At 74.1% G+C, this 19,872-nt stretch carries 17 protein-coding genes; 12 read left to right on the top strand and 5 right to left on the bottom strand.

Features of this window, described 5'->3' with window-relative positions; all coding sequences use genetic code 11:
- Positions 1 to 18: 18 nt before the first annotated feature.
- Complete coding sequence (locus B124_RS19745; protein WP_496504204.1) at positions 19 to 552, bottom strand: TerD family protein; 534 nt, start codon at positions 550 to 552, stop codon at positions 19 to 21.
- 344 nt (positions 553 to 896) lie between these two features.
- Between B124_RS19745 and B124_RS19740 the strand changes: the two genes are divergently transcribed.
- The 3 genes from B124_RS19740 to B124_RS19730 are packed head-to-tail and all read left to right on the top strand — an operon-like array spanning position 897 to position 2,923.
- Positions 897 to 1,322, top strand: coding sequence for an RlpA-like double-psi beta-barrel domain-containing protein (locus tag B124_RS19740; protein ID WP_496504203.1), 426 nt, complete (start codon positions 897 to 899; stop codon positions 1,320 to 1,322).
- 13 nt (positions 1,323 to 1,335) lie between these two features.
- A complete protein-coding gene (locus tag B124_RS19735; RefSeq protein WP_496504202.1) occupies positions 1,336 to 1,953 on the top strand; it encodes a cell wall protein in 618 nt (205 codons plus the stop codon).
- 31 nt (positions 1,954 to 1,984) lie between these two features.
- Positions 1,985 to 2,923 (top strand): MauE/DoxX family redox-associated membrane protein, encoded by a 939-nt coding sequence (locus B124_RS19730; protein WP_496504201.1) that lies wholly within the window; start codon positions 1,985 to 1,987, stop codon positions 2,921 to 2,923.
- A gap of 60 nt (positions 2,924 to 2,983) precedes the next feature.
- Here B124_RS19730 and B124_RS19725 read toward each other — a convergent pair whose 3' ends face one another.
- Positions 2,984 to 4,114 carry an LLM class flavin-dependent oxidoreductase gene (locus B124_RS19725; protein ID WP_496504200.1) on the bottom strand — a complete coding sequence of 377 codons (1,131 nt, stop codon included), beginning with the start codon at positions 4,112 to 4,114 and terminating at the stop codon, positions 2,984 to 2,986.
- Between the two features lie 397 nt (positions 4,115 to 4,511).
- Here B124_RS19725 and B124_RS19720 point away from each other — a divergent pair, with 397 nt between their 5' ends.
- The gene (locus B124_RS19720; RefSeq protein ID WP_496504199.1) at positions 4,512 to 5,744 is read left to right on the top strand and encodes a S8 family peptidase; all 1,233 of its coding nucleotides are present in this window, start codon (positions 4,512 to 4,514) and stop codon (positions 5,742 to 5,744) included.
- An 84-nt stretch (positions 5,745 to 5,828) separates the two neighbouring features.
- Here B124_RS19720 and B124_RS19715 read toward each other — a convergent pair whose 3' ends face one another.
- On the bottom strand, positions 5,829 to 8,828 hold the full coding sequence (locus tag B124_RS19715; RefSeq protein WP_496504198.1) for a glycoside hydrolase family 2 TIM barrel-domain containing protein: 3,000 nt from the start codon (positions 8,826 to 8,828) through the stop codon (positions 5,829 to 5,831).
- 406 nt (positions 8,829 to 9,234) lie between these two features.
- Here B124_RS19715 and B124_RS19710 point away from each other — a divergent pair, with 406 nt between their 5' ends.
- The 7 genes from B124_RS19710 (at position 9,235) to B124_RS19680 (ending at position 16,115) form a co-directional block, all read left to right on the top strand.
- Positions 9,235 to 10,383: a hypothetical protein gene (locus B124_RS19710; protein ID WP_496504197.1), complete on the top strand. Its 1,149-nt coding sequence runs from the start codon at positions 9,235 to 9,237 to the stop codon at positions 10,381 to 10,383.
- A 381-nt stretch (positions 10,384 to 10,764) separates the two neighbouring features.
- Complete coding sequence (locus tag B124_RS19705; RefSeq protein ID WP_496504196.1) at positions 10,765 to 11,550, top strand: ABC transporter ATP-binding protein; 786 nt, start codon at positions 10,765 to 10,767, stop codon at positions 11,548 to 11,550.
- A gap of 49 nt (positions 11,551 to 11,599) precedes the next feature.
- The gene (locus B124_RS19700) at positions 11,600 to 12,796 is read left to right on the top strand and encodes a hypothetical protein (RefSeq protein ID WP_496504195.1); all 1,197 of its coding nucleotides are present in this window, start codon (positions 11,600 to 11,602) and stop codon (positions 12,794 to 12,796) included.
- Between the two features lie 130 nt (positions 12,797 to 12,926).
- Complete coding sequence (locus tag B124_RS19695) at positions 12,927 to 13,745, top strand: SAM-dependent methyltransferase (protein ID WP_496504194.1); 819 nt, start codon at positions 12,927 to 12,929, stop codon at positions 13,743 to 13,745.
- Positions 13,742 to 14,545, top strand: coding sequence for an ABC transporter permease (locus B124_RS19690; protein ID WP_496504193.1), 804 nt, complete (start codon positions 13,742 to 13,744; stop codon positions 14,543 to 14,545). Before B124_RS19695 ends, B124_RS19690 begins: the two co-directional genes overlap by 4 nt.
- Before the next feature lie 158 nt (positions 14,546 to 14,703).
- Entirely contained in the window at positions 14,704 to 15,618 is a 915-nt protein-coding gene (locus tag B124_RS19685) for a DUF5753 domain-containing protein (protein WP_496504192.1), read from the top strand.
- A 242-nt stretch (positions 15,619 to 15,860) separates the two neighbouring features.
- On the top strand, positions 15,861 to 16,115 hold the full coding sequence (locus B124_RS19680) for a DUF397 domain-containing protein (RefSeq protein ID WP_496504191.1): 255 nt from the start codon (positions 15,861 to 15,863) through the stop codon (positions 16,113 to 16,115).
- Between the two features lie 14 nt (positions 16,116 to 16,129).
- Here B124_RS19680 and glpK read toward each other — a convergent pair whose 3' ends face one another.
- Positions 16,130 to 18,136 (bottom strand): glycerol kinase GlpK, encoded by a 2,007-nt coding sequence (gene glpK, locus B124_RS19675; protein ID WP_496504190.1) that lies wholly within the window; start codon positions 18,134 to 18,136, stop codon positions 16,130 to 16,132.
- Between the two features lie 116 nt (positions 18,137 to 18,252).
- Entirely contained in the window at positions 18,253 to 19,020 is a 768-nt protein-coding gene (locus B124_RS19670; protein ID WP_496504189.1) for an IclR family transcriptional regulator, read from the bottom strand.
- A gap of 184 nt (positions 19,021 to 19,204) precedes the next feature.
- On the opposite strand from B124_RS19670, the gene B124_RS19665 reads away from it, so the two are divergent.
- Positions 19,205 to 19,872 (top strand): FGGY family carbohydrate kinase (locus B124_RS19665; protein WP_496504188.1); only part of this gene is annotated, 668 nt, incomplete at its 3' end.

The following is a 19,872-nucleotide window of genomic DNA, read 5'->3' as shown; positions in this document are numbered from 1 at the left end:
CGCGGGGCCGGGGCGGCTTCAGCGGCCGGTCACCGTCCCCATGAGGGACGAGAACGAATCCGGGTCGGCGTCGAAGCCCTGCACCACGGGGCGGAAGTGCCAGGTGCCGGACTCGTCGCGGACGAACTCCGCGACGGTGGCGGCGGTGGCGCCGGCGACCGCGGTGAAGTCGTCGGCGGCGAGCTCGGCATGGCCGTCGCGGACCTGCACTCCGGTGCCCGCCACCTCGCCGAAGGTCAGCCGCCCGGAGCCCTGCTGGATCGCGACGCCGACGACGACGCGGGCGTAGGCGGCGGGGACGCGCGCGAACTCCAGCGTCAGCACCTCGTCGGCGCCGAAGCCCTGGCCGGTCTGGCTGTGCCGCTGCATGGTGATCGTGCCGTCGGGGGAGCGGCTGTCGAAGTGGACCAGGTAGACCGGCTCGCCCCGCGGGTCGCCGGCGGCGTACGTCGCCGCGATCAGGTCCAGGTCGTGGGGCGGGGCGCCGATGGGGCTGGGGTCCCACTTCAGCGCGATCTCCACCTTGCCGACACCCCTGTTGAGACCGACCACCGGGCTCCCCTTCTCCCGTACTGCTGCGTGCTCCTGGCACAACTGACCGGCGCCGTTGGCCGGTTGCCTCTATCGTGTCACGTCCCGCCGGACAGGGGGAGCGGCGCGGGGGGCGCGCGGGGGCGTACAGAGCGTGCCGCGGCCCCGCGGCCGCCTTGCGCCGCGGTTACACCAGAGGACCGGTCCACTGGCGCCGCGGCGCCCGATTGACGGTGCCGGTGCGGCAGGTCACGCTCGGGCCGTCCGCCACCCGTGTCCCCCGGCGGGCTCTCGGTACCCGTACGCCACCCCCACATGGCAATCGGACTGTCATGTACGGGCCAATCTGAAGGGAGCTCGAACACATGGCTTGCAGTACGAACTACCTCTGGCGCGGCGAGGTCACCTGGTTCTGCTGCGGCGCGGCCTGGGGCCCCTGCGGCTCCGCCGGCGGCGGCGCCTGCGGCAACTGCCGCTCCGCCTCGAACCACGGCGCCTGGCCGAACGCCTCCCAGGCGTGCTGGGACATCACCCGGCCCGACCTGTGCGGCGAAGGCGGCATCCCGCGGCGCGGCTGCGGTTCCGTCATGCGCGTCGTCCAGGAGTGCTCCAAGGCGGCCGTCTGCATCACCATCACCGACTGCGGCCCGCGCACCAAGAGCTTCTGCGGCGAGGCGGCCTGCTGCAACGGCGTCTGCCGCACCAACCGCATCCTCGACCTGACGCCCGCGGCGTACTCCCAGATCGCCAGCCTCAGCTCCGGCAAGACCGGTGTCTGGATCTACGAGTGAAGGAGGCACGGCCATGAAGGACGCCACAGCTTCGACGTTCGACCGGCGGCGCTTCCTGTCCGCCAGCGCACTCGGCGGCGCCACCGTCGTCGGCGCCACGGCGCTGGGCGCCGTGGACCCCGACGCCGCGTTCGCGGCCCCCACCCCGCCGCTCGATCCGGCGGTCAAGGACACCTCGTTCGCCGAGGGCCTGATCACCGGCATCGACAACGGCACGCTGCTGCACGTCAAGGGTTCGTACGGCGAGCAGCACCGCATCCAGCTCACCAACGCCACCAGCATCTGGAAGCTCCACCCCACCACCGCCGAGGACATCGAGACCGGCGACGGCCTCTACGCCCGCGGCCTGGAGATGCCCGACGGCACGATCGCCGCCGACGCGGTCTGGGTGAACATCGTCAACCTCGACGTCACCGTCCGCGGCATCGCCAAGGACCGCTTCGCGCTCGGCTACCACGGCGGCGAACTCATCGGCCGCATCGTCCCGGGCCGCTCCACCGCCTCGTACGCGGGCGCCGCGCTCACCGACGACCTGTCGCGGGTGCGGATGGGGCAGCACGCCCTGGTGCTCGGCGCCTGGCGCCCCAAGGACGGGTCGGTCGACATCGCCAGGATCACGGTCGGGCACTGACCCGCGCGGCCACTTCGAGGACGGAGGCAGCATGATCGCACTGCTGGTCGGCGGCGTGCTCGGCTGGAGCGGGAGCACCAAGCTGTTCGGACGCAACACCCCCGTGCAGGCGTCGGGCACCGTGCTGGAGCGCAAGCTCGGCGGGCTGCCGCGCGCCACGGTCGCGCTGCGCGCGGTCGGGGCGGCGGAACTGCTCGTCGCGCTCGCTCTGGTGGCCCTGCCGGCGCCGCTGGTCACCGGGGCGCTCGCGGCGTTCGCGGGCGCGGCCTTCGCGGCGTACCTCGGCTACGCCAAGGCCACCGCGCCCGAGTCGTCCTGCGGCTGCACCGCGCGGGACAAGGCGCCCATCGGCGTACGGGCCTTCGCCAGAGCCGGGTTCGTCCTGGCCGGCGGGGCGGTCGTGCTGGCCGACGGCCTCCCACCAGGGCCAGCCGCCGGTCTCCCGGCGCCCGCCGGCGGGGCCTGGTGGGAGTCGCTGCGGGACGGGCCGGGTGCCGCGCTCGGCCTGCTGGCCGCCGGCGCCGCGCTGGCCTGGCTGCTCTTCGGCGACCCCGACCGCACCGTCCGGCTGCCGCTGCGCCGGCTGCGGCTGCGGCTCTTCGGGCACCCGCTGCACGGCGGTCCCGGATCCGGCGGCGACCCCGGGGCGGTGCCCGTCGAGGGCTCCGTCGAGCTGCTGGAACGCTCGCTGGCGTGGCAGACGGTGACCCACGTCGTCCGCTCCGGGCTGCGCGAGCACTGGGACGAGGAGGGCTGGCGCTTCCTGCGCTACACCGGGCTGCACGAGACCGGCCGTGAGGGGGCCGGGCGGCCGGTGTCCGTGGTCTTCGCGATGGACGCCAAGGCGGACCTGGACAGCCCGCATCCGCCGGTGATCCGCGTCGGCGTCATCGACGAGGAGACCGGCGAGCGCGTGGACGTCACCGCCGGCCGGGAGCGCCCCGGCGCACTCCTCGGCGAAGGCGTCTGACTGCGTCTGACAGCGGTGCCCGGAGCCCGTACGGGCCGGGCTCCGGGCACCGCCCCACCGCTACCCGTGCGCCGCGGCGCCGGCCGGCATCCCGTAGGCGTCCGCGATCAGCTCGTACGAGCGCAGCCGCGCCTTCGGCCCGTGCACGTTCGTGGTGAGCATCAGCTCGTCGGCGCCCGTGCGCTTCTGCAGTTCGCCGAGGCCCGTGCAGACCTCGTCCGGGGTGCCGTGCACCACGTTGCCGATCCAGGAGTCGGCGAACTCCCGCTCCAGCGGGCTGAACTCGTAACGCTCCGCCTCCTCGGGCGACGGCACCAGACCGGGCCGGCCGGTGCGCAGCCGCAGCATGCTGAGCGCCCCCGAGGTGACCTGCCGCCGCGCCTCCCGGGCGTCCTCCGCGGCCAGCACCGAGACGCCGATCAGGGCGTACGGGGCCGAGAGCACGGCCGACGGCTGGAACGCCTCGCGGTACAGCTCCAGGGCTGGGCCGGTGTGCTGCCCGGCGAAGTGGTGGGCGAAGGCGAACGGCAGCCCCAGCTCCGCGGCGAGCCGGGCGCTGAACATCGACGAGCCCAGCAGCCACACCGGCGGCCGGTGCGCGGACTGCACCCCGCCGGGCCCGGTGCCCTGCACCGGGCCGGGCACCGCGTGGATCCTGGCGTACGGATGGCCGTCGGGGAAGTCGTCGTCGAGGAAGCGGATCAGCTCCGCCAACTGCTGCGGGAACTCCTCGGCGCCCTCGCGCAGCCGCTCCGTGCGGCGCAGTGCCGCCGCGGTCGCGCCGTCCGTGCCGGGCGCGCGGCCCAGGCCCAGGTCGACGCGGCCGGGTGCCAGCGCCTCCAGCGTGCCGAACTGCTCGGCGATGACGAGCGGCGCGTGGTTGGGCAGCATCACGCCGCCGGAGCCGAGCCGGATGGTCTCGGTGTGCGCGGCCAGATGCGCCAGGATCACGGCGGGGGAGGAGGAGGCGACCCCGGGCATCGAGTGGTGCTCGGCGACCCAGTAGCGCTGGAAGCCGCGCGCCTCGGTGAGCCGGGCCAGGTCCACGCCGGTGCGCAGCGCGTCGCCCGCGGTGTACCCGGCGCCCACGGTGGCCAGGTCCAGCACGGACAGCGGCACGGGTGCGGAGCCGTGCACCCGGCCCCGTATCCCGTCCTGCGCGTCGGGTGCCGTCTCGTCCGGTGCCGCCACGTGTTCCTCCTGCTCGTCCGGTGTCCTGTGGTCTTCCCCATGCCGACAACCAGAGGGGGGCTCCGTATTCCCGTATCCCCGTGTTCCGGTGTCCCCGGGATCACGGTGCTGCCGCCCGCGGTGACGGCGCGGAGCGGCGTGAGAGGACTAGACCAATGCGTCAAGAGGTCTGTGCCAGTGCGGTGCCGGGGGGCGTGCCGATCTGAGCACCCGTCAGCCCCGCACGTCGCCTCACGCACCGCCGCCACCAGTAACGTCGCCGCAGGTTTGGCGTGAACCTGCCACTTGTGGCAGCGTCCGGCCTGCGAGACGCTGCCGGGGCACCGCTCACACCTGGGCGGGCGACCCGCACCGCACTACCCCTCATTGCCCGTGATCCGGTCAACGAAAGGTTCTGGTGCACGAGATGAGACTCACCCCCACACCCCTGCGCCGCGCGGCCACGGTGCTCACCGCCGCCGGCCTCGCCGCCGGCCTCCAACTGGCCGCCGGCACCGGCGCGAACAGCGCCCCCGCCGACGGCGACCTCCGGCTCGCCCCCGCCGAGACGGCCATCGACGGCCAGTGGATCGTCGTGCTGAAGAACGGCGAGGTCGCCAAGGCCGACACCCGCTCCGTGGCCCGCGACCTCGCCGGCACCGCGGACGTCAGGCCCGAGCACGTCTACCGCACCGCGCTGCGCGGCTTCTCCGCCGAGATGAGCAAGGCGGAGGCGGCCGAGGTGGCCCGCGACGAGCGGGTGGCGTACGTCGAGCAGGACGCCGTCATGCAGCTCGCCGACACCCAGTCCAACGCCACCTGGGGCATCGACCGCATCGACCAGCGCGACCTGCCGCTGAGCACCACGTACACGTACAACACCACCGCGGCCGACGTCACCGCCTACATCATCGACACCGGCATCCGCACCTCGCACAACGAGTTCGGCGGGCGCGCCTCGGTCGGCACCGACACCGTCGGCGGCGGCCAGAACGGCCAGGACTGCAACGGCCACGGCACCCACGTCGCGGGCACCGTCGGCGGCAGCACGTACGGTGTGGCCAAGGAGGCCAAGCTCGTCGCCGTACGCGTGCTGAGCTGCAGCGGCTCCGGCAGCACCTCGGGCGTCGCCGCCGGCATCGACTGGGTGACCGCCAACGCCGACGGTCCGTCCGTGGCCAACATGAGCCTGGGCGGCGGCGCCAGCACCACGCTCGACAACGCCGTCGAGCGGTCCATCGACTCCGGCGTGACGTACGCGATCGCCGCCGGCAACGGCAATATCTTCGGCCAGCCCCAGGACGCCTGCGGCTACTCGCCCGCCCGGGTGCCCGGCGCCCTCACCGTCGGCGCCACGGACAACACCGACCGGCGTGCCTCCTGGTCCAACTACGGCACCTGCCTGGACCTGTTCGCGCCCGGCGTGAGCATCACCTCCGGCTGGTACAGCTCCGACAGCGCCACGAACACCATCTCCGGCACCTCGATGGCCACCCCGCACACCGCGGGCGTCGCCGCGCTGTACCTGCAGAACAGCCCGTCGGCCACACCCGCGCAGGTCAGCCAGGCCGTCGTGGACAACGCCACGCCGGACAAGGTGCAGGACCCGCGCACCGGGTCGCCGAACCTGCTGCTGTACTCGCTGTTCTGACAGCGGTGACACCGCCCTCACCCTGAAGAACAGCGCCCCGGCCCGCCCCGCCCGGATCCTTCCGGGCGGGGCGGGCCCCGCACGTCAGCGCCCGGCCGCGGCGGAGAAGACGAACGTGAACGTCGCGGGACGCGCCGCCAGTTCGTACTGCGGCAGCACGCCGGGGCCGCAGGACGCCGAGCCGATGCCGTGGCGGGCGTGGTCCAGCGTCACGTGCACCCGGTCGCCCGGCACCAGGTCCGGGCGGTGGGTCGCGGCGTCCAGCTCCGCGGTGGTCCAGCGCCGGGCCGTCAGCGCGAACTCCGGCTCGCCCTCGACCCGCAGCCCGGCCCCGGCACTGGACCCGGCCTCGCTCCCGGCCAGCTCCGCCCAGCGCACCCGGGCGCGCGCGCCGTTCTCCTGCGGGCGCACGTACGGCGTCTGCAGCTCGTCCACGCTCGCCGACCAGCGGCCCAGCAGCGCCGCCGTGCCCGTGTCCGGGTACGCCTCGCCGGGGCCGCCGCCGTACCAGCGCACCGCGCCGTACGCGGCGGGCAGCGCGAAGCCGATCCCCAGCCGCGGCAGCGGCACCGGCCAGTCGCCCTCCGGCGTCACCGACACGGCGAGCGCCACCCGCTCCGCGTCGGCGGTCCAGCGGAACTCCGCGGCCAGCCCCAGGTCGGTGGCCGCGGGCGCCACCCGGGTACGGACCGTCAGCGCGCCGTCCGCCGGCTCCACCGCGTCGGTGCGGTGCCGCATCCGGTGCAGGCCCGCCCGGCGCCAGCGCCGCGCCAGCTCCGTCTCGGGCAGCCAGTCGGCACCGAGGTCGTTGTCCGTCGGCGCCCGCCACACCTCAAGCCGCAGCCCCTCCACGGGCACCCCGGCCAGCGACCGCGGCTCACCGGTCCGTGCGTCGAACGCCGCGGGACCGAGCCGGATCAGCCCGTCGTCGCGTACGGGCGCCGCCCCCGCGGGCCGCGCGAGCGGCGGGCGCGGCGCGGCGGCCCACTGCCCGCGCGCCACGACGTGCCCCGCCGGCGCCCAGCCGGTGTCGGCGGCCAGCCGGGCGGTGACGGTCCACTGGGCCTCCCCCGCGGGCGGCGTGCCGGGCTCCCCCACAGCGCTTCGCGCGTGGGCGGTACCCCCGGGCAGCTCGACCGTCGCGCTCTCGCCCGGCGCGAGCGGCGGCACCGCGGCGGAACCGCCCTCGGTCTCCGCGCCGTCCACGGCGTACGTCCAGGAGAACGCGAGGTGGTCCAGGCCGGCGAAGTCGTGCAGGTTGGTGACGACCGCCCGGCCGGGGGAGTCACCGCGCTCGATGCGCACCGGCTGGATCACGTGGGCGAACTCCACGAGCCCCGGCGACGGCGTGCGGTCCGGGAACAGCAGCCCGTCGCAGACGAAGTTGCCGTCGTGCAGCTCCTCGCCGAAGTCGCCGCCGTAGGCGAAGCCCAGCTCGGGGTGGGCGATCCCGTGGTCGATCCACTCCCACACGAAGCCGCCCTGGCAGCGCTCGTACGTCTCGAACAGCCGCTGGTAGTCGGCCAGTCCGCCGGGCCCGTTGCCCATGGCGTGCGCGTACTCGCAGAGGAGGAACGGCTGCGCCCGCCGGCGCGCGTCCAGCGCCGCGTCCTGAAGCGGGTCCTCGGTGCGCTCGCCGATGCGGCGTACCTCGTCGTGGTCGGCGTACATCCGCGCGTAGACGTCGGCGTCGCGGCTGGTCCAGTCGCCCTCGTAGTGCAGCAGCCGGCCCGGGTCCCGGCCGCGGATCCAGTCGGCCATCGCGGTCAGACCGGCGCCGGAGCCGCACTCGTTGCCCAGCGACCACAGGATGACCGACGGGTGGTTCTTGTCCCGCTCGACCATGCGCTCCGCGCGGTCCAGCAGCGCCGGGGTCCAGCGCTCGTCGGCCACCGGGTTGCCGCGCCAGCCCAGGGCGTGGAAGCCGTGGGTCTCCAGGTCGCACTCGTCGATCACCCACAGCCCCAGCTCGTCGCAGAGGTCGAGGAACGCGGGGTGCGGCGGGTAGTGGCTGGTGCGTACGGCGTTGACGTTGTGGCGCTTCATCAGCAGCACGTCCGCGCGCATCGTCTCCTCGTCGACGGCGCGGCCGTGCTCGGGGTGGAACTCGTGCCGGTTCACGCCGCGCAGCAGGATGCGGCGGCCGTTGACCTTGAGCACGCCGTCCTCGACGGCGACGGTGCGGAAGCCCACCCGCAGCGGGATCCGCTCGCCGGCGGTGGCCAGCTCGGCGTCGTAGAGCCGCGGGAGCTCGGCGGTCCACGGCTCGACGGCCACGGTGACGGAGTCACCGGTGGCGACGTCGAGGCCCAGCTCCGGCACGGTGACCCGGCCGCCCGGCGCGCAGTCCACGCGCAGGGTGCCGGTGCCGCTTAGGTGGTCGTACGAGGCGTGCACGAAGAAGTCGCGTACGGCGCCCGCGGGCCGGTGCAGCAGCGTGACGTCGCGGAAGATGCCGGGCAGCCACCACTGGTCCTGGTCCTCCAGGTACGAGCCGGACGACCACTGGTGGACGCGGACGGCCAGCACGTTGCCCGTGGGGCGCAGCAGCGCGCCGACGGCGAACTCGTGCGGCAGCCGCGAGCCCTTGAACTCGCCCAGCTCCGTGCCGTTGAGCCAGACCCGCGCGTGCGACTCCACCCCGTCGAAGCGCAGCACGGCATCGCCGTCCGGGCCGGCTGAGCCGTCCGGGCCGTCCGCGGGCAGCGGGGCCGCGGGCCAGCCGCCGGGGAGGTCGAAGGTGCGCAGGTGGTCGCCGGTCGGGTTCTCGGCGGGGACCCGTGGCGGGTCGACCGGGAAGGGATACGGGGTGTTGGTGTACGCGGGGGCGCCGTGCCGGCCGCCGCCCTGGAGCACCCAGTGGCCGGGGACGGCGATCTCGTCCCAGCCGGAGGTGTCGTGGCCGGGCTCGGCGAAGGACGTGTCGTGGGTGGCGGCGGTGGGCGAGAGCCGGAAGCGCCAGGCACCGTTCAGCGGCAGCCGGGCGGCGTCGGAGCGGGCGTACCAGGCGCGCGGCGGCAGGGTGCCGGTGCCGGGTGCGGGGTCTTCGTGGACGGGAAGTGCCGGATCGTGCATGAGATCCATCTGATCCCGCCACGGGGGCGCGGCACAACACACGCCGCGCCCTCATCCGTTGGACTCTTCGGCCGCCGGTTGGACTTCTGTGGCGCCCCGCCGCCCGCCGGCGGTCGCGCAGAAAGCCGGCCTCCCGGGATCGGACCACGCACAGGATGCGTGTCGCTGCCCCGGGGCCGAGTACGCCGGGGACCAGTGCGTTCAAGACCGTTCGGGGCGTGCGGCTGACAGGACTCGCTCCTGCTCAGTCCTCAGGAACGGTTGCCAGGAGAGGTACGTGTTGCGCTGCGGCCCAACGTAAGTTGGTCCAGACCTTTTATCAAGAGGTCTGGACCAAGGGCCGCGGGTGGGGCGCGGGGACGCTGTTCTTGCCGCGTTCACCTGCGAGTTCGTGACATTGCCTAGCGTGCCGCCCATGCCCACCACGTACGACACACGAGTCCCCGCCGGCCCTGACACCCCCGAAGACCCCACCGCCGCCGCCGGATCCGCCGCTTCCGCCGTGCCCGCTGTGCACTCGCCGTCCCGCCGCGGGGTGCTGCGCGGTCTCACCGCGACGGCCGGCGCCGCCTCGCTCGCCGCCCTCGGCGCCGGACCCGCGTGGGCCGCCGGCGGTGACCGCGGGCGCCCGTTGCGGGTGCTCGTCGCGACCAACGAGCCGTGGGGCACGTACCACGTCAAGCCGCTGCTCGCGGAGGCCGGACGGCGCGGCGTACGGATCACGCAGCTCGTTCCGGACACCTCCGGTGTCCAGCCCGGCGACCCCGTGCCCGTCGCCACCCCGCAGACCGCGCCGCGCGCCGATCTGCTGGTCGTCACCGGCGCCGGTGACTGGCCGCTGGAGTGCGCCGCGCGCTTCCCGCGGCTGCCGGTGGCGGCCAGCTCGCTGGCGTACCTCGGACCCGCCCAGGCCCCGGGCGCCCGGCTGCTGCGGCCCCGGCTGCGCGCGGTCACCTCCTCCTCGCCGGCCGAGGCGCGCGCGTTCGCCGGCTACCTCGGCGTCCGGCGCCGGATCCGGGCGGTCGGCTCGCCGCAGACCGACGTGCTGCCGGAGCACCGGCCGGAGCCGGGTCTCGTCCTCGTACTGACCAGCGTCACGCACCCCGACGGCACCGGCGGCGCCGCGCCCGGCACCGAACTGCTGCTCGCAGCGGCCGAGCGGCTGCAGGCCGCGGGCAAGCGGATCCTGGTGGGGCTGCACCCGCGCGAGGACCCCAAGCTGTGGGACGCGTACGAGATCAGCGACGTGCCGTCGCTGCAGGCGTCGGCGCGGGCGGAGGCCGCGGTCGGCATCCCCGGCACCGTCTTCCCGCTGGTCGCCGCGGTCGGCGTGCCGCTGGTCGGCGTCACCGACGCCGGGCTGACGGTGCCGGAGTACCTGCTGGCGGTGTGCTCCTCGACCATCGAAGAACCGGCGGAGGCGGTGCCGGCCGTCACCTCCGCGCGGCTGCCCGCGCCCGACGTCCTCGCGGACGCCGTCGGCCCGATCGGCGGCTCGGCCGCCCGCCTGCTCGACGTCTGGCACCGCACGGCCCACCCGCGGCACCCGCACGACGGCCGCTGACCGCCGCCGCGGCCGGCCGTGGGCCGGCCCGCGGTTGGAGCACCCTACTGCCGGGTCCCCGCCGCGTGCGGCCCGGCCGGCGCCGCAGCCGCCGGGGCACGTCACTGCCACACTCGTGGGGGCCGGGTCCGCGCAACGGGATTCAGGCACCCGGATCGCACCTCACCGGGGGCGAGGGGCTGAGGCGGCCGGCCCGCGCAACGGCCGCGGGCCGGCCCGGTATCCGGGCGGTGCCGCGCCCGCCCTCGGGCCGGGGCGGTCCCGCCGTCCGGGCCCCGGGGGCACCCCGCGTACGGGCGTACCTGCCCATCCCGTAGCCTCTGTGACCCCGAGCCTGCGGCGCCCCGCCGCGGTCCGCCGGGGCGCACGGGAGGTGAACCCATGACCGTCGCCGACGCCGAGGACGCCGGGACAAGGGAGCCCGTGTCCGGCGCGGGTCCGGTCCTCTCCCTCGGTGCCGTCGAGAAGCGCTTCCCCGACGGCACCCGGGCCCTTGACCCCGTCGACCTCGATGTCGCCGCCGGCGAGTTCGTCTCCGTCGTCGGCCCCTCCGGCTGCGGCAAGACCACCCTGCTGCGCATCGCCGCCGGCCTCGTCGAGCCCTCCGCCGGCGCCGTGGCCGCGCGCGCCGACCGCCTCGGCTACGTCTTCCAGGACCCGACGCTGCTGCCCTGGCGTTCGGTGCGTACGAACGTCGAGCTCTTCGGCGAACTGCGCGGCGTCCCGCGCGCCGAGCGGCGCAAGCGCGCCGACGCCGCGCTGGAACTCGTCGGCCTCACCGACTTCGCCGGCCACCGGCCGCGCGCCCTGTCCGGCGGCATGCGCATGCGCGTCTCGCTGGCCCGCTCCCTTTCGCTGCGCCCCGAGCTGTTCCTGCTGGACGAGCCGTTCGGGTCCCTGGACGAGATCACCCGCGAGCGGCTGGACGACGACCTGCTCCGGCTGTTCGCCGCCGAGCGGTTCGCGGCCGTCTTCGTCACGCACTCCGTCCTGGAGGCGGTCTTTCTGTCCACCAGGGTCGTGGTGATGTCGCCCCGCCCCGGGCGCATCTGCGGCGAGTTCACCGTCCCGTTCGCGTACCCGCGCGCCGAGAGCCTGCGCTACGACCCCGAGCTGAACCGCATCGCGGCCGACGTGTCCGCCTGCATGCGCGCATCCGCCCGTTGAGACCCGGCCGATACCCGGCCACCCCCGACCCCCTCCGGAGGAACCCCCGATGTCAGAGAAGAGCCGCCTTCGCTCCTTAGCCCTGCCGCTGGTGGCCGGTGTGCTGCTCACCGCCGCCGCCTGCGGAGACGACGGGGACGGCGAGGCCGGAGGCAGCGAGTCGGCACCCGCGGCGAAGAGCGGCGCACACACCCTGGCCGGCGTGTGCCCCGAGACCGTGACCGTGCAGACCTCCTGGCTGCCCAACGCCACGGCCTTCGGCCCGCTGTACGCGCTTCTCGGTGACGACCCTCAGGTGGACGCGAACCGCAAACGGGCCACCGCACCGCTGGTCGCCGGCGGCGAGGACACCGGCATCTCGCTCGAACTGCGCGCCGGCGGGCCGGCGATCGGCTTCGCCTCCACCTCCGCGCAGATGTACACGGACGAGGACATCGACCTCGGGGTCGTCGGCGGCTTCGACGAGATCGTCCAGCTCTCCGCCACCCAGCCCACCACCGCGGTGCTGGCCCTGCTGGAGAAGGACCCGACGATGATCTACTGGGACCCGGAGACCTACCCGGAGTTCGAGACCATCGAGGATGTCGGCAGGTCGGACACCACGGTGCTGTACTCCGGCGGCGACACGTACATGGAGTATCTGACCGGCACCGGGATCCTGCAGAAGGACCAGGTCGACGGCTCCTTCGACGGCTCGCCCGCGCGCTTCGTGGCCTCCGGCGGCAAGCTGGCCTCCTCCGGGTACGCGGCCGAGGACCCGTACATGTTCGAGCACGAGATCGACGACTGGATGAAACCCGTCAAGGGCCAGCTCGTCTACGAGGCCGGCTACCCGATCTACGGGCCCTCCCTGGTCGTCCGCCCCGAGGCCAGGGACGAACTGGCGCCCTGCCTGGAGAAGCTGGTGCCGGTCATCCAGCAGGCGCAGGTCGATTACCTGCGCGACCCGGACGCGGCCATCGCCGCCATCGTGGCCATCGCCGAGCAGTACAGGGGCGGTGACGTGCTCACCGAGGGCATCGCGAGGTACGGCATCGGCGAGATGAAGAAGCTCGGCATCGCCTCGGACGACGCCGAGGGCAAGGACGCCACCGTCGGGAACTTCGAGACCGCCCGGGTCCAGGAGATCATCGACATCGACGAGCCCATCTTCGCCGAGCAGAAGAAGCCCATCAAGGACGGGCTGACGCCGGCCGGCGTGGTGACCAACGAGTTCGTCGACCCCGCGATAGGCCACGGCCGGTGACCGGCCGCCCGACCGCCGGAGCCGCGTGCCGCGGGACGCGGCGGCGGGGTGGAGTACGCTGCTGTGCCGGCCTGTACCGCGGTGCGCGCCGGCACGTCCACGGCCGTACGCGGCCGACGCGGAGAGGCACATGAGCGACAGCGGCATAGCCGACGGGCCCCACGGCACGTCGCCCCTGCCCGACCCCACGGTCCCCCACGCCTCCCGCACGTACGACTACCACCTCGGCGGCACCGACAACCTCGGTCCGGACCGCGCGCTGGTGGACGAGGTCGAGTCCACCTTCATGCCGGACGTGAAGATGCGCGTACGCGCCCAGCGGCTGTTCCTGGAGCGCGCCGTGCGCTACCTCGTCGAAGAGGCGGGCATCCGCCAGATCCTCGACATCGGCTGCGGCCTGCCGCAGCGGCGCATGCCCAACGTCCACGAGATCGCGCACAGCACCGCGCCCGACACCCGGATCGTCTACGTCGACTACAACCCGGTCGCCGTGGCGCACATGCAGGCCCTGCAGACCGACGGGGACCAGACGATCGCCTTCGCCGGCGACGTACGGCAGCCGGAGCTGATCCTCACCCACCCCGAGGCGCGCACCGTGCTGGACTTCGACCGGCCGGTGGGGGTGCTCATGGTCGGGCTGCTGCACTTCCTGTCCGACGAGGAGGACCCGGCGGACCTGGTGGCGCGGATCCGCCGCGGGGTGGCCCCGGGCAGTCACCTCGCCGCGTCCCAGATATCCGCCGAGCTCGACCCCCGGGTGAGCCGGCTCACGGACGTGTGGGCGCGCGGGGCGACGCCGATGGTGCAGCGCAGCCGCGCCGAGCTGGAGCGGATCATCGACGGGTGGGAACCGGTCGACCCTGGCGTGGTGGTCGCGCACCGCTGGCGCCCCCGCCCCCCGGACCGTACCGAGGGCAACGCCTACACCCTGGTGGCCGTCAAGCCATGAACCCGCGTCCGTTGCTCAGGAGGCTGCCGGCGGTGCTGGTGGCCGGTGCCGCCGTGGGGGTGTGGTACCTGATCAGCATGGTGGTGCTGGCCGAGGACCGGCGCTTCCTGTTCCCGCCGCCGCACGACGTGGTGCGGGTCGGGTTCCTCGACGGCGACAACCGGGCCGAACTCCTCGACGCCCTGCTGCTGTCCGCCGAGGTCGCCTCGCTCGGGCTGCTCATCTCGGCGGCCGGGGCGATCGCCATGGCGGTGCTGATGAGCCAGGCCCGGTGGCTGGAGCGCTCCCTCTTCCCGTACTTCGTGGTCCTGCAGGTGACGCCGATCCTCGCCCTGGTCCCGCTGTTCGGCTTCTGGTGGGGCTACGGGTTCTCCACCCGCGTACTGGTCTGCGTCATCATCGCCTTCTTCCCCATCCTCACCAGCACGCTCTTCGGCATCCGCTCCGCCGACGCCGCGTACCACGACCTGTTCCGGCTCCAGCACGCGGGCCGGCTGACCCGGCTGTGGAAGCTCCAACTGCCCGCCGCGCTGCCGCACATCTTCACCGGGCTGCGCATCGCCGCCGGGATGTCCGTCGTCGGCGCCATCGTCGGCGACTTCTTCTTCCGCCAGGGGCAGCCGGGCATCGGCGTGCTCATCGACCTCTACCAGTCGCGGCTGCAGTCCGAGCAGTTGCTCGCGGCGGTGCTGATCTCCTCGCTCTTCGGCGTGCTGGTCTTCTGGTTCTTCGGCTGGCTCGCCCGGATCGTCGTCGGCGGCTGGCACGAGTCCGTGGACGGGCCCGGCGCCGGCGGCTGACCCCCGCCGGCACAACGCCGGTACGGCCGTGTGCGCCGCCGGTCCACATGTCCGATCCCGTAGGCGAAATCCGGACGAAGGTTCGGGTAAGTGGCGCCTGGCGGGGTATGATTCCGCGCTGGCGACGGGTTGGTGAACTGACCGGCGGGGGAGGGGAGATGGCGGCGTCAGTACCGGTGGCCGGCGGGCGGCGGCTGCCCGGCGGCGCGGACCCGGGCCGGGGCGGGCCCACGATCCGGCGGATCGTCCTCGGTTCCCGGCTGCGCAGACTGCGCGTGCGGCGCGGCGTCGGACTGGACGCGGCGGCGCAGGCGATCCGGGCGTCGGTGCCCAAGATGAGCCGGCTGGAGCGCGGCCAGGGCGGCTGCAAGGAGCGCGACATCGCGGACCTGCTGACGCTCTACGGGGTCAGCGACCTCCGGGAGCGCGACGCGTACCTCGCGCTGGCCCGCGGCGCCAACACCCCCGGCTGGTGGCAGCAGTACGGCGATCTGACGCCGCGCTGGCTGGAAACCTACCTCGGTCTCGAGGAAGCCGCGACCCTCATCCGCGGTTACCAGTCGCACCGCGTGCCGGACCTGCTGCAGACCCCCGCCTACGCCGCCGCGCTGGCGCGGCTGGCGTACCCGGACGACAGCGCGAGGGCCGTCGCCCGCCGCGTCGACCTGCTGGAGCGCCGGCAGCAGGTGCTCCGCCGGCCCGATCCGCCGCGTTGCTGGCAGCTCATCGACGAGGGCGCGCTGCGCCGCAGCGTGGGCGGCCCCGCGGTGATGCGCGAGCAGATACGCCATCTTCTCCGGCTGCACAGCGCCGAGTTCCCGGAGATCGCGGTGCACGTCGTGCCGCTGCACACCTCCGCCGCGACGGCGCTGGCGGGCTCGGTGACGCTGCTGCGCTTCGCCGAGCCGGACCTGCCGGACATCGCGTACCTGGAACAGCTCACCGGCGCGCTCTACCTCGACGACCCGGACGACGTCGAGCGGCACCGCCTGGCCGTCGACCGGCTGGCCGCGCCGGTGACGGAGCAGACGCGCACCGACGCGTTCCTGCACCAGGTCCTGCACGCCACCTGACGGGCGCGCCCGCACCCTTGACCGGCCCTCCGGAGCCCGCGCCCGGCGGGTCCCTCCTTCTCCCGTACGGCCCCCGTACGGGCTCTCGTACCGGACATCGGCCGGTTTCGATCACGATGCACCACCGCTGCCCGAGCGCTCGGTGACCGCTCGGTAACCGCGCGATGGAATTCCATTTGTAAGTGCATCCGCAAGCACAGATGCAAGTACAGTACGCGGAAGATCAGTTGGAGGGAGCAGCGATGCAGGTCGACAACGGTGTGCCCGCGGGCCGGTTGGGCAACGTCGAGTGGCGCAAGAGCCACCACAGCAACCCCAACGGTGAGTGCGTGGAGCTGGCCGGTCTCTCCGGCGGGGAGGTGGCGGTCCGCAACTCGCGGGACCCGCAGGGCCCCGCGCTGGTCTACGGCGCCGCCGGGCTGGCCGCGTTCCTGCGGGCCGCCAAGGAAGGGGACTTCGACGACCTCGTCACCGGCCGCGGCACGGCCGGCGCCTGACGGGCGGCGCGGGCTTAAGTGCCGGACTCGTCCGCCAGCGCGGCGACCCGGGCCGCGCTGCCGCAGCCGGAGGCGAGCAGCCGGCCGCGCGCCACGGCGTACGCGCGGCCCAGGACGGCGCGCTCCTGCGAGGCGGCGCCGCGGCGCAGGGCGTTGAGGTGGACGCGCTCGCCGGCGGCGATGTGCCCGGCGGCGGCGGTGCCCAGCCTCTCCAGGGCCGCGTCGAACTCCGGCCCGGCCAGAGCGTCCAGGTGCAGCAGCGCCAGCAGGGCGTGCGCGAGCACCGCCGGCCCGTGGTCACCGTCGTCGGGACAGGGCGCGTGCGCCGCCGGGCCCGCCCCGGGCTGTGCCGCCGCCCGGCCGGCCAGCACGTGGGCGACCAGCAGCGCCGACAGCTCGGGCAGCACCGCCTGCCGGTCCGCCTCCTCGCTGCGCAGCGCGCTCAGCAGGTGCTCCACCCTGCGGTGGTCGGCCAGCACCAGGTCGACCACGTCGGCCCCGGACGGCGGCGGGCTCTCCGCCGGCCGGGTCCAGCCGAACGTCAGGCCCACCGCGTGGCGCCAGTTGGCGTACTCCGCCGCCCGGCGGCTCGCGGGCATCTGCGGCAGCCACTGCGCCGCCCGGTGCCAGTTGCGCCGCAGCCCCTCCAGGTCCGGCCAGTAGCCGACCGCAAGACCCGCCGCGTACGCCGCGCCCAGCGAGACGGTCTCCGCCATCATGGGCCGTACGACGGGCACGTCGAGGACGTCGGCGACGAACTGCATCAGCAGGTTGTCCGCCGTCATGCCGCCGTCCACGCGCAGCCCGGACAGCGTCAGACCCGAGTCGGCGTTCATCGCGTCCACCACCTCCCGCGTCTGCCAGCCCGTCGCCTCCAGCACCGCACGCGCGAGATGCCCCTTGGTGATGTACGAGGTGAGCCCCGCGATCACGCCCCGCGCCTCGCTGTGCCAGTGCGGCGCGAACAGCCCCGAGAACGCCGGCACGATGTAGCAGCCGCCGTTGTCGTCGACCGTCTGCGCCAGCGTCTCGATCTCCGGCGCGCTGTCGATCAGCCGCAGCCCGTCCCGGAACCACTGCACCAGCGATCCGGTCACCGCTATCGAGCCCTCCAGCGCGTACACCGCCGGCTCGTCCCCGATCCGGAAGCCGACGGTCGTCAGCAGCCCGTGCCGGGAGGCCGCAGGGGTCCCGCCGGTGTTGAGCAGCAGGAAACTGCCCGTGCCGTACGTGCACTTGGCCTCGCCCGGGGCGAAGCACGTCTGGCCGAAGAGCGCCGCCTGCTGGTCGCCCAGCGCCGCCGCGATGCGGATGCCGGGCACGACGGTGGTGGTCGTGCCGTACGTCTGCGTGGAGGAGCGGATCTCCGGCAGCATCGCCCGGGGCACGCCGAAGAAGTCCAGCAGCTCCTCGTCCCACGACAGCGTGAGCAGGTTCATCAGCATCGTGCGGCTGGCGTTGGTGACGTCCGTGATGTGCAGCCCGCCCGCGGGCCCGCCCGTCAGGTTCCAGATCAGCCAGCTCTCCATCGTGCCGAACAGCACGTCGCCGCGCTCCGCCCGCTCCCGCAGCCCGGGCGTCGTGTCCAGCAGCCAGCGGATCCGGGGCGCGGAGAAGTACGTCGCCAGCGGCAGCCCGCACAGCGCGCGCACCCGGTCCGCGCGCGGGTCCCGGGCGAGCCGGTCGGCCATCTCGTCGGTGCGGGTGTCCTGCCAGACGACGGCGCGGGCGGCCGGGCGGCCGGTGTGCCGGTCCCACAGCACCGTCGTCTCCCGCTGGTTGGCGATGCCGAGCGCGACGACCTGGCCGGCGTCCGCGCCCGCCTCCGCGAGGGTCTGCGGCACGATCCGGCGCAGGTTCCGCCAGATCTCCACGGCGTCGTGCTCGACCCAGCCGGGCCGCGGGAAGTACTGCCGGTGCTCGCGCTGCACCACGGAGACCAGCCGGCCCTGGGCGTCGAAGAGGATGCACCGGGTGGACGTCGTGCCCTGGTCCACCGACATCACGTACCGCTGCACCACGCCGCCCCCGCTCCGCCGGTTCCCGTCCGCTCCGTACCGCCTGCCGCCTGCCGTCTGCCGTCTGCCGCCTGCCCCGCCGGGTCAGCCCGTCTCGTCTTCCGCGTCCCGCACGGCCGTCACCGGCGGGCCCCGCCCAGGTCCCGCGACACCGACCGGGCCGTGCCCAGGACCAGCCCCACCAGGTCCTCGCGCAGCGTCCCGGAGCGCTCGCAGAGCCGCTCGGCCGGGCCGGTGATGCCCAGCGCCCCGACGACGAGACCGCCCGGACCCCGCAGCGGCGCCGCGATCCCCGCCTCCTCCAGGCGCCGTTCGCCGCGCTCGCCTGCCCAGCCCGACTCGCGCACCCGCCGCAGCTCCGCCAGGATCACCGCCGGCGCGGTCAGGGTCCGCGGGGTGTACGGGGCCGGAGGCACGGAGTCCAGCGCCGCCGGGACGTGCACGTCGTACGCGAGCAGCACCTTGCCCAGCGCCGTCGCGTGCGCCGGCAGCAGCGAGGACACATCCAGGGTCTGCTGCGGGTCCCCGGGCCGGAAGACGTGGTGGACGACGAGGACCCGGCCGTCTGCCGGGACGCCGATGCGGACGGCCTCGCGGCTTCTGGCGGCCAGCCCGTCGGCCCAGTTGAGGGCGCGGGAGCGCAGCTCGTTGGCGTCGACGTGGCCGGCGCGGAGGTCGAGGAGCGCGCTGCCGACCCGGTACTTGCCGGTGCCGCGGTCCTGCTCGGCGAAACCCACCTGCTGGAGTGTCCGCAGCAGTCCGTGCACCGTGCCCTTGGCCAGGCCCAGCGCCGCGGCCAGCTCGCTGACCCCGAGGCGGCCGGAACCGCGCGCCAGCAAGTGCAGTATCGCCGCCGCGCGTTCAACCGACTGAACCGGACCTGGCACGCGCCGACCATAAGCCTCCGCGCCCCGCCGGTGAAAGCAGGGTGCAGCAGATTCGTTCGACAATGTCGGCAGCGCGTCGTTGACGGCGGGATGACGCGCTGGTCATGTACTCAGCACGGGCCGGGGTGCCGGCGCAGCGGCACGGTCCCGGCGGCCGACACCACGTTCGGAGCAGGAGCAGACCGTGACCGACGAGTACAGCGCCCCCTCCCCGCAGCGCCCCGGCCCGTTTATTGCGGCTATTGATCAGGGGACGACTTCGAGCCGGTGCATCGTGTTCGACACCGATGGCCGGATCGTGTCGGTGGACCAGAAGGAACACGAGCAGATCTTCCCCAAGCCCGGCTGGGTCGAGCACAACGCCACCGAGATCTGGCGCAACGTCCAGCAAGTCGTCGACGGCGCCGTCACCAAAGCCGGCATCACCTCCAGCGACGTCAAAGCCATCGGCATCACCAACCAGCGCGAAACCACCCTGCTGTGGGACAAGCACACCGGCGAACCCGTCGCCAACGCCATCGTCTGGCAGGACACCCGCACCGCAGAACTCTGCCGCCAACTCGGCGGCACCCAAGGCCAGGACCGCTTCCGCAACGCCACCGGCCTGCCCCTGGCCTCCTACTTCGCCGGCCCCAAAATCCGCTGGCTCCTCGACCACACCCCCGGCCTGCGCGAACGCGCCGAAGCCGGCGACATCCTCTTCGGCACCATGGACTCCTGGGTCATCTGGAACCTCACCGGCGGCCCCGGACGCGGCGTCCACGTCACCGACGTCACCAACGCCTCCCGCACCATGCTCATGAACCTCCAAACCCTCGACTGGGACGCATCCATCTGCCAGGCCATGGGCGT

It is taken from the genome of Streptomyces sp. CNP082, from assembly GCF_059570535.1.
The sequence above is the reverse complement of the archived record's forward strand: the minus strand, read 5'-3'. Positions and strand labels throughout refer to the sequence as shown.

Coding starts and splice junctions, on each gene's coding strand:
- B124_RS19680 (WP_496504191.1), top strand. CDS start 15,861: ATGCAGGTCGACAACGGTGTGCCCGCGGGCCGGTTGGGCAACGTCGAG.
- B124_RS19710 (WP_496504197.1), top strand. CDS start 9,235: ATGCCCACCACGTACGACACACGAGTCCCCGCCGGCCCTGACACCCCC.
- B124_RS19735 (WP_496504202.1), top strand. CDS start 1,336: ATGAAGGACGCCACAGCTTCGACGTTCGACCGGCGGCGCTTCCTGTCC.
- B124_RS19730 (WP_496504201.1), top strand. CDS start 1,985: ATGATCGCACTGCTGGTCGGCGGCGTGCTCGGCTGGAGCGGGAGCACC.
- B124_RS19700 (WP_496504195.1), top strand. CDS start 11,600: ATGTCAGAGAAGAGCCGCCTTCGCTCCTTAGCCCTGCCGCTGGTGGCC.
- B124_RS19715 (WP_496504198.1), bottom strand. CDS start 8,828: ATGGATCTCATGCACGATCCGGCACTTCCCGTCCACGAAGACCCCGCA.
- B124_RS19685 (WP_496504192.1), top strand. CDS start 14,704: ATGGCGGCGTCAGTACCGGTGGCCGGCGGGCGGCGGCTGCCCGGCGGC.
- B124_RS19690 (WP_496504193.1), top strand. CDS start 13,742: ATGAACCCGCGTCCGTTGCTCAGGAGGCTGCCGGCGGTGCTGGTGGCC.
- B124_RS19740 (WP_496504203.1), top strand. CDS start 897: ATGGCTTGCAGTACGAACTACCTCTGGCGCGGCGAGGTCACCTGGTTC.
- B124_RS19705 (WP_496504196.1), top strand. CDS start 10,765: ATGACCGTCGCCGACGCCGAGGACGCCGGGACAAGGGAGCCCGTGTCC.
- B124_RS19695 (WP_496504194.1), top strand. CDS start 12,927: ATGAGCGACAGCGGCATAGCCGACGGGCCCCACGGCACGTCGCCCCTG.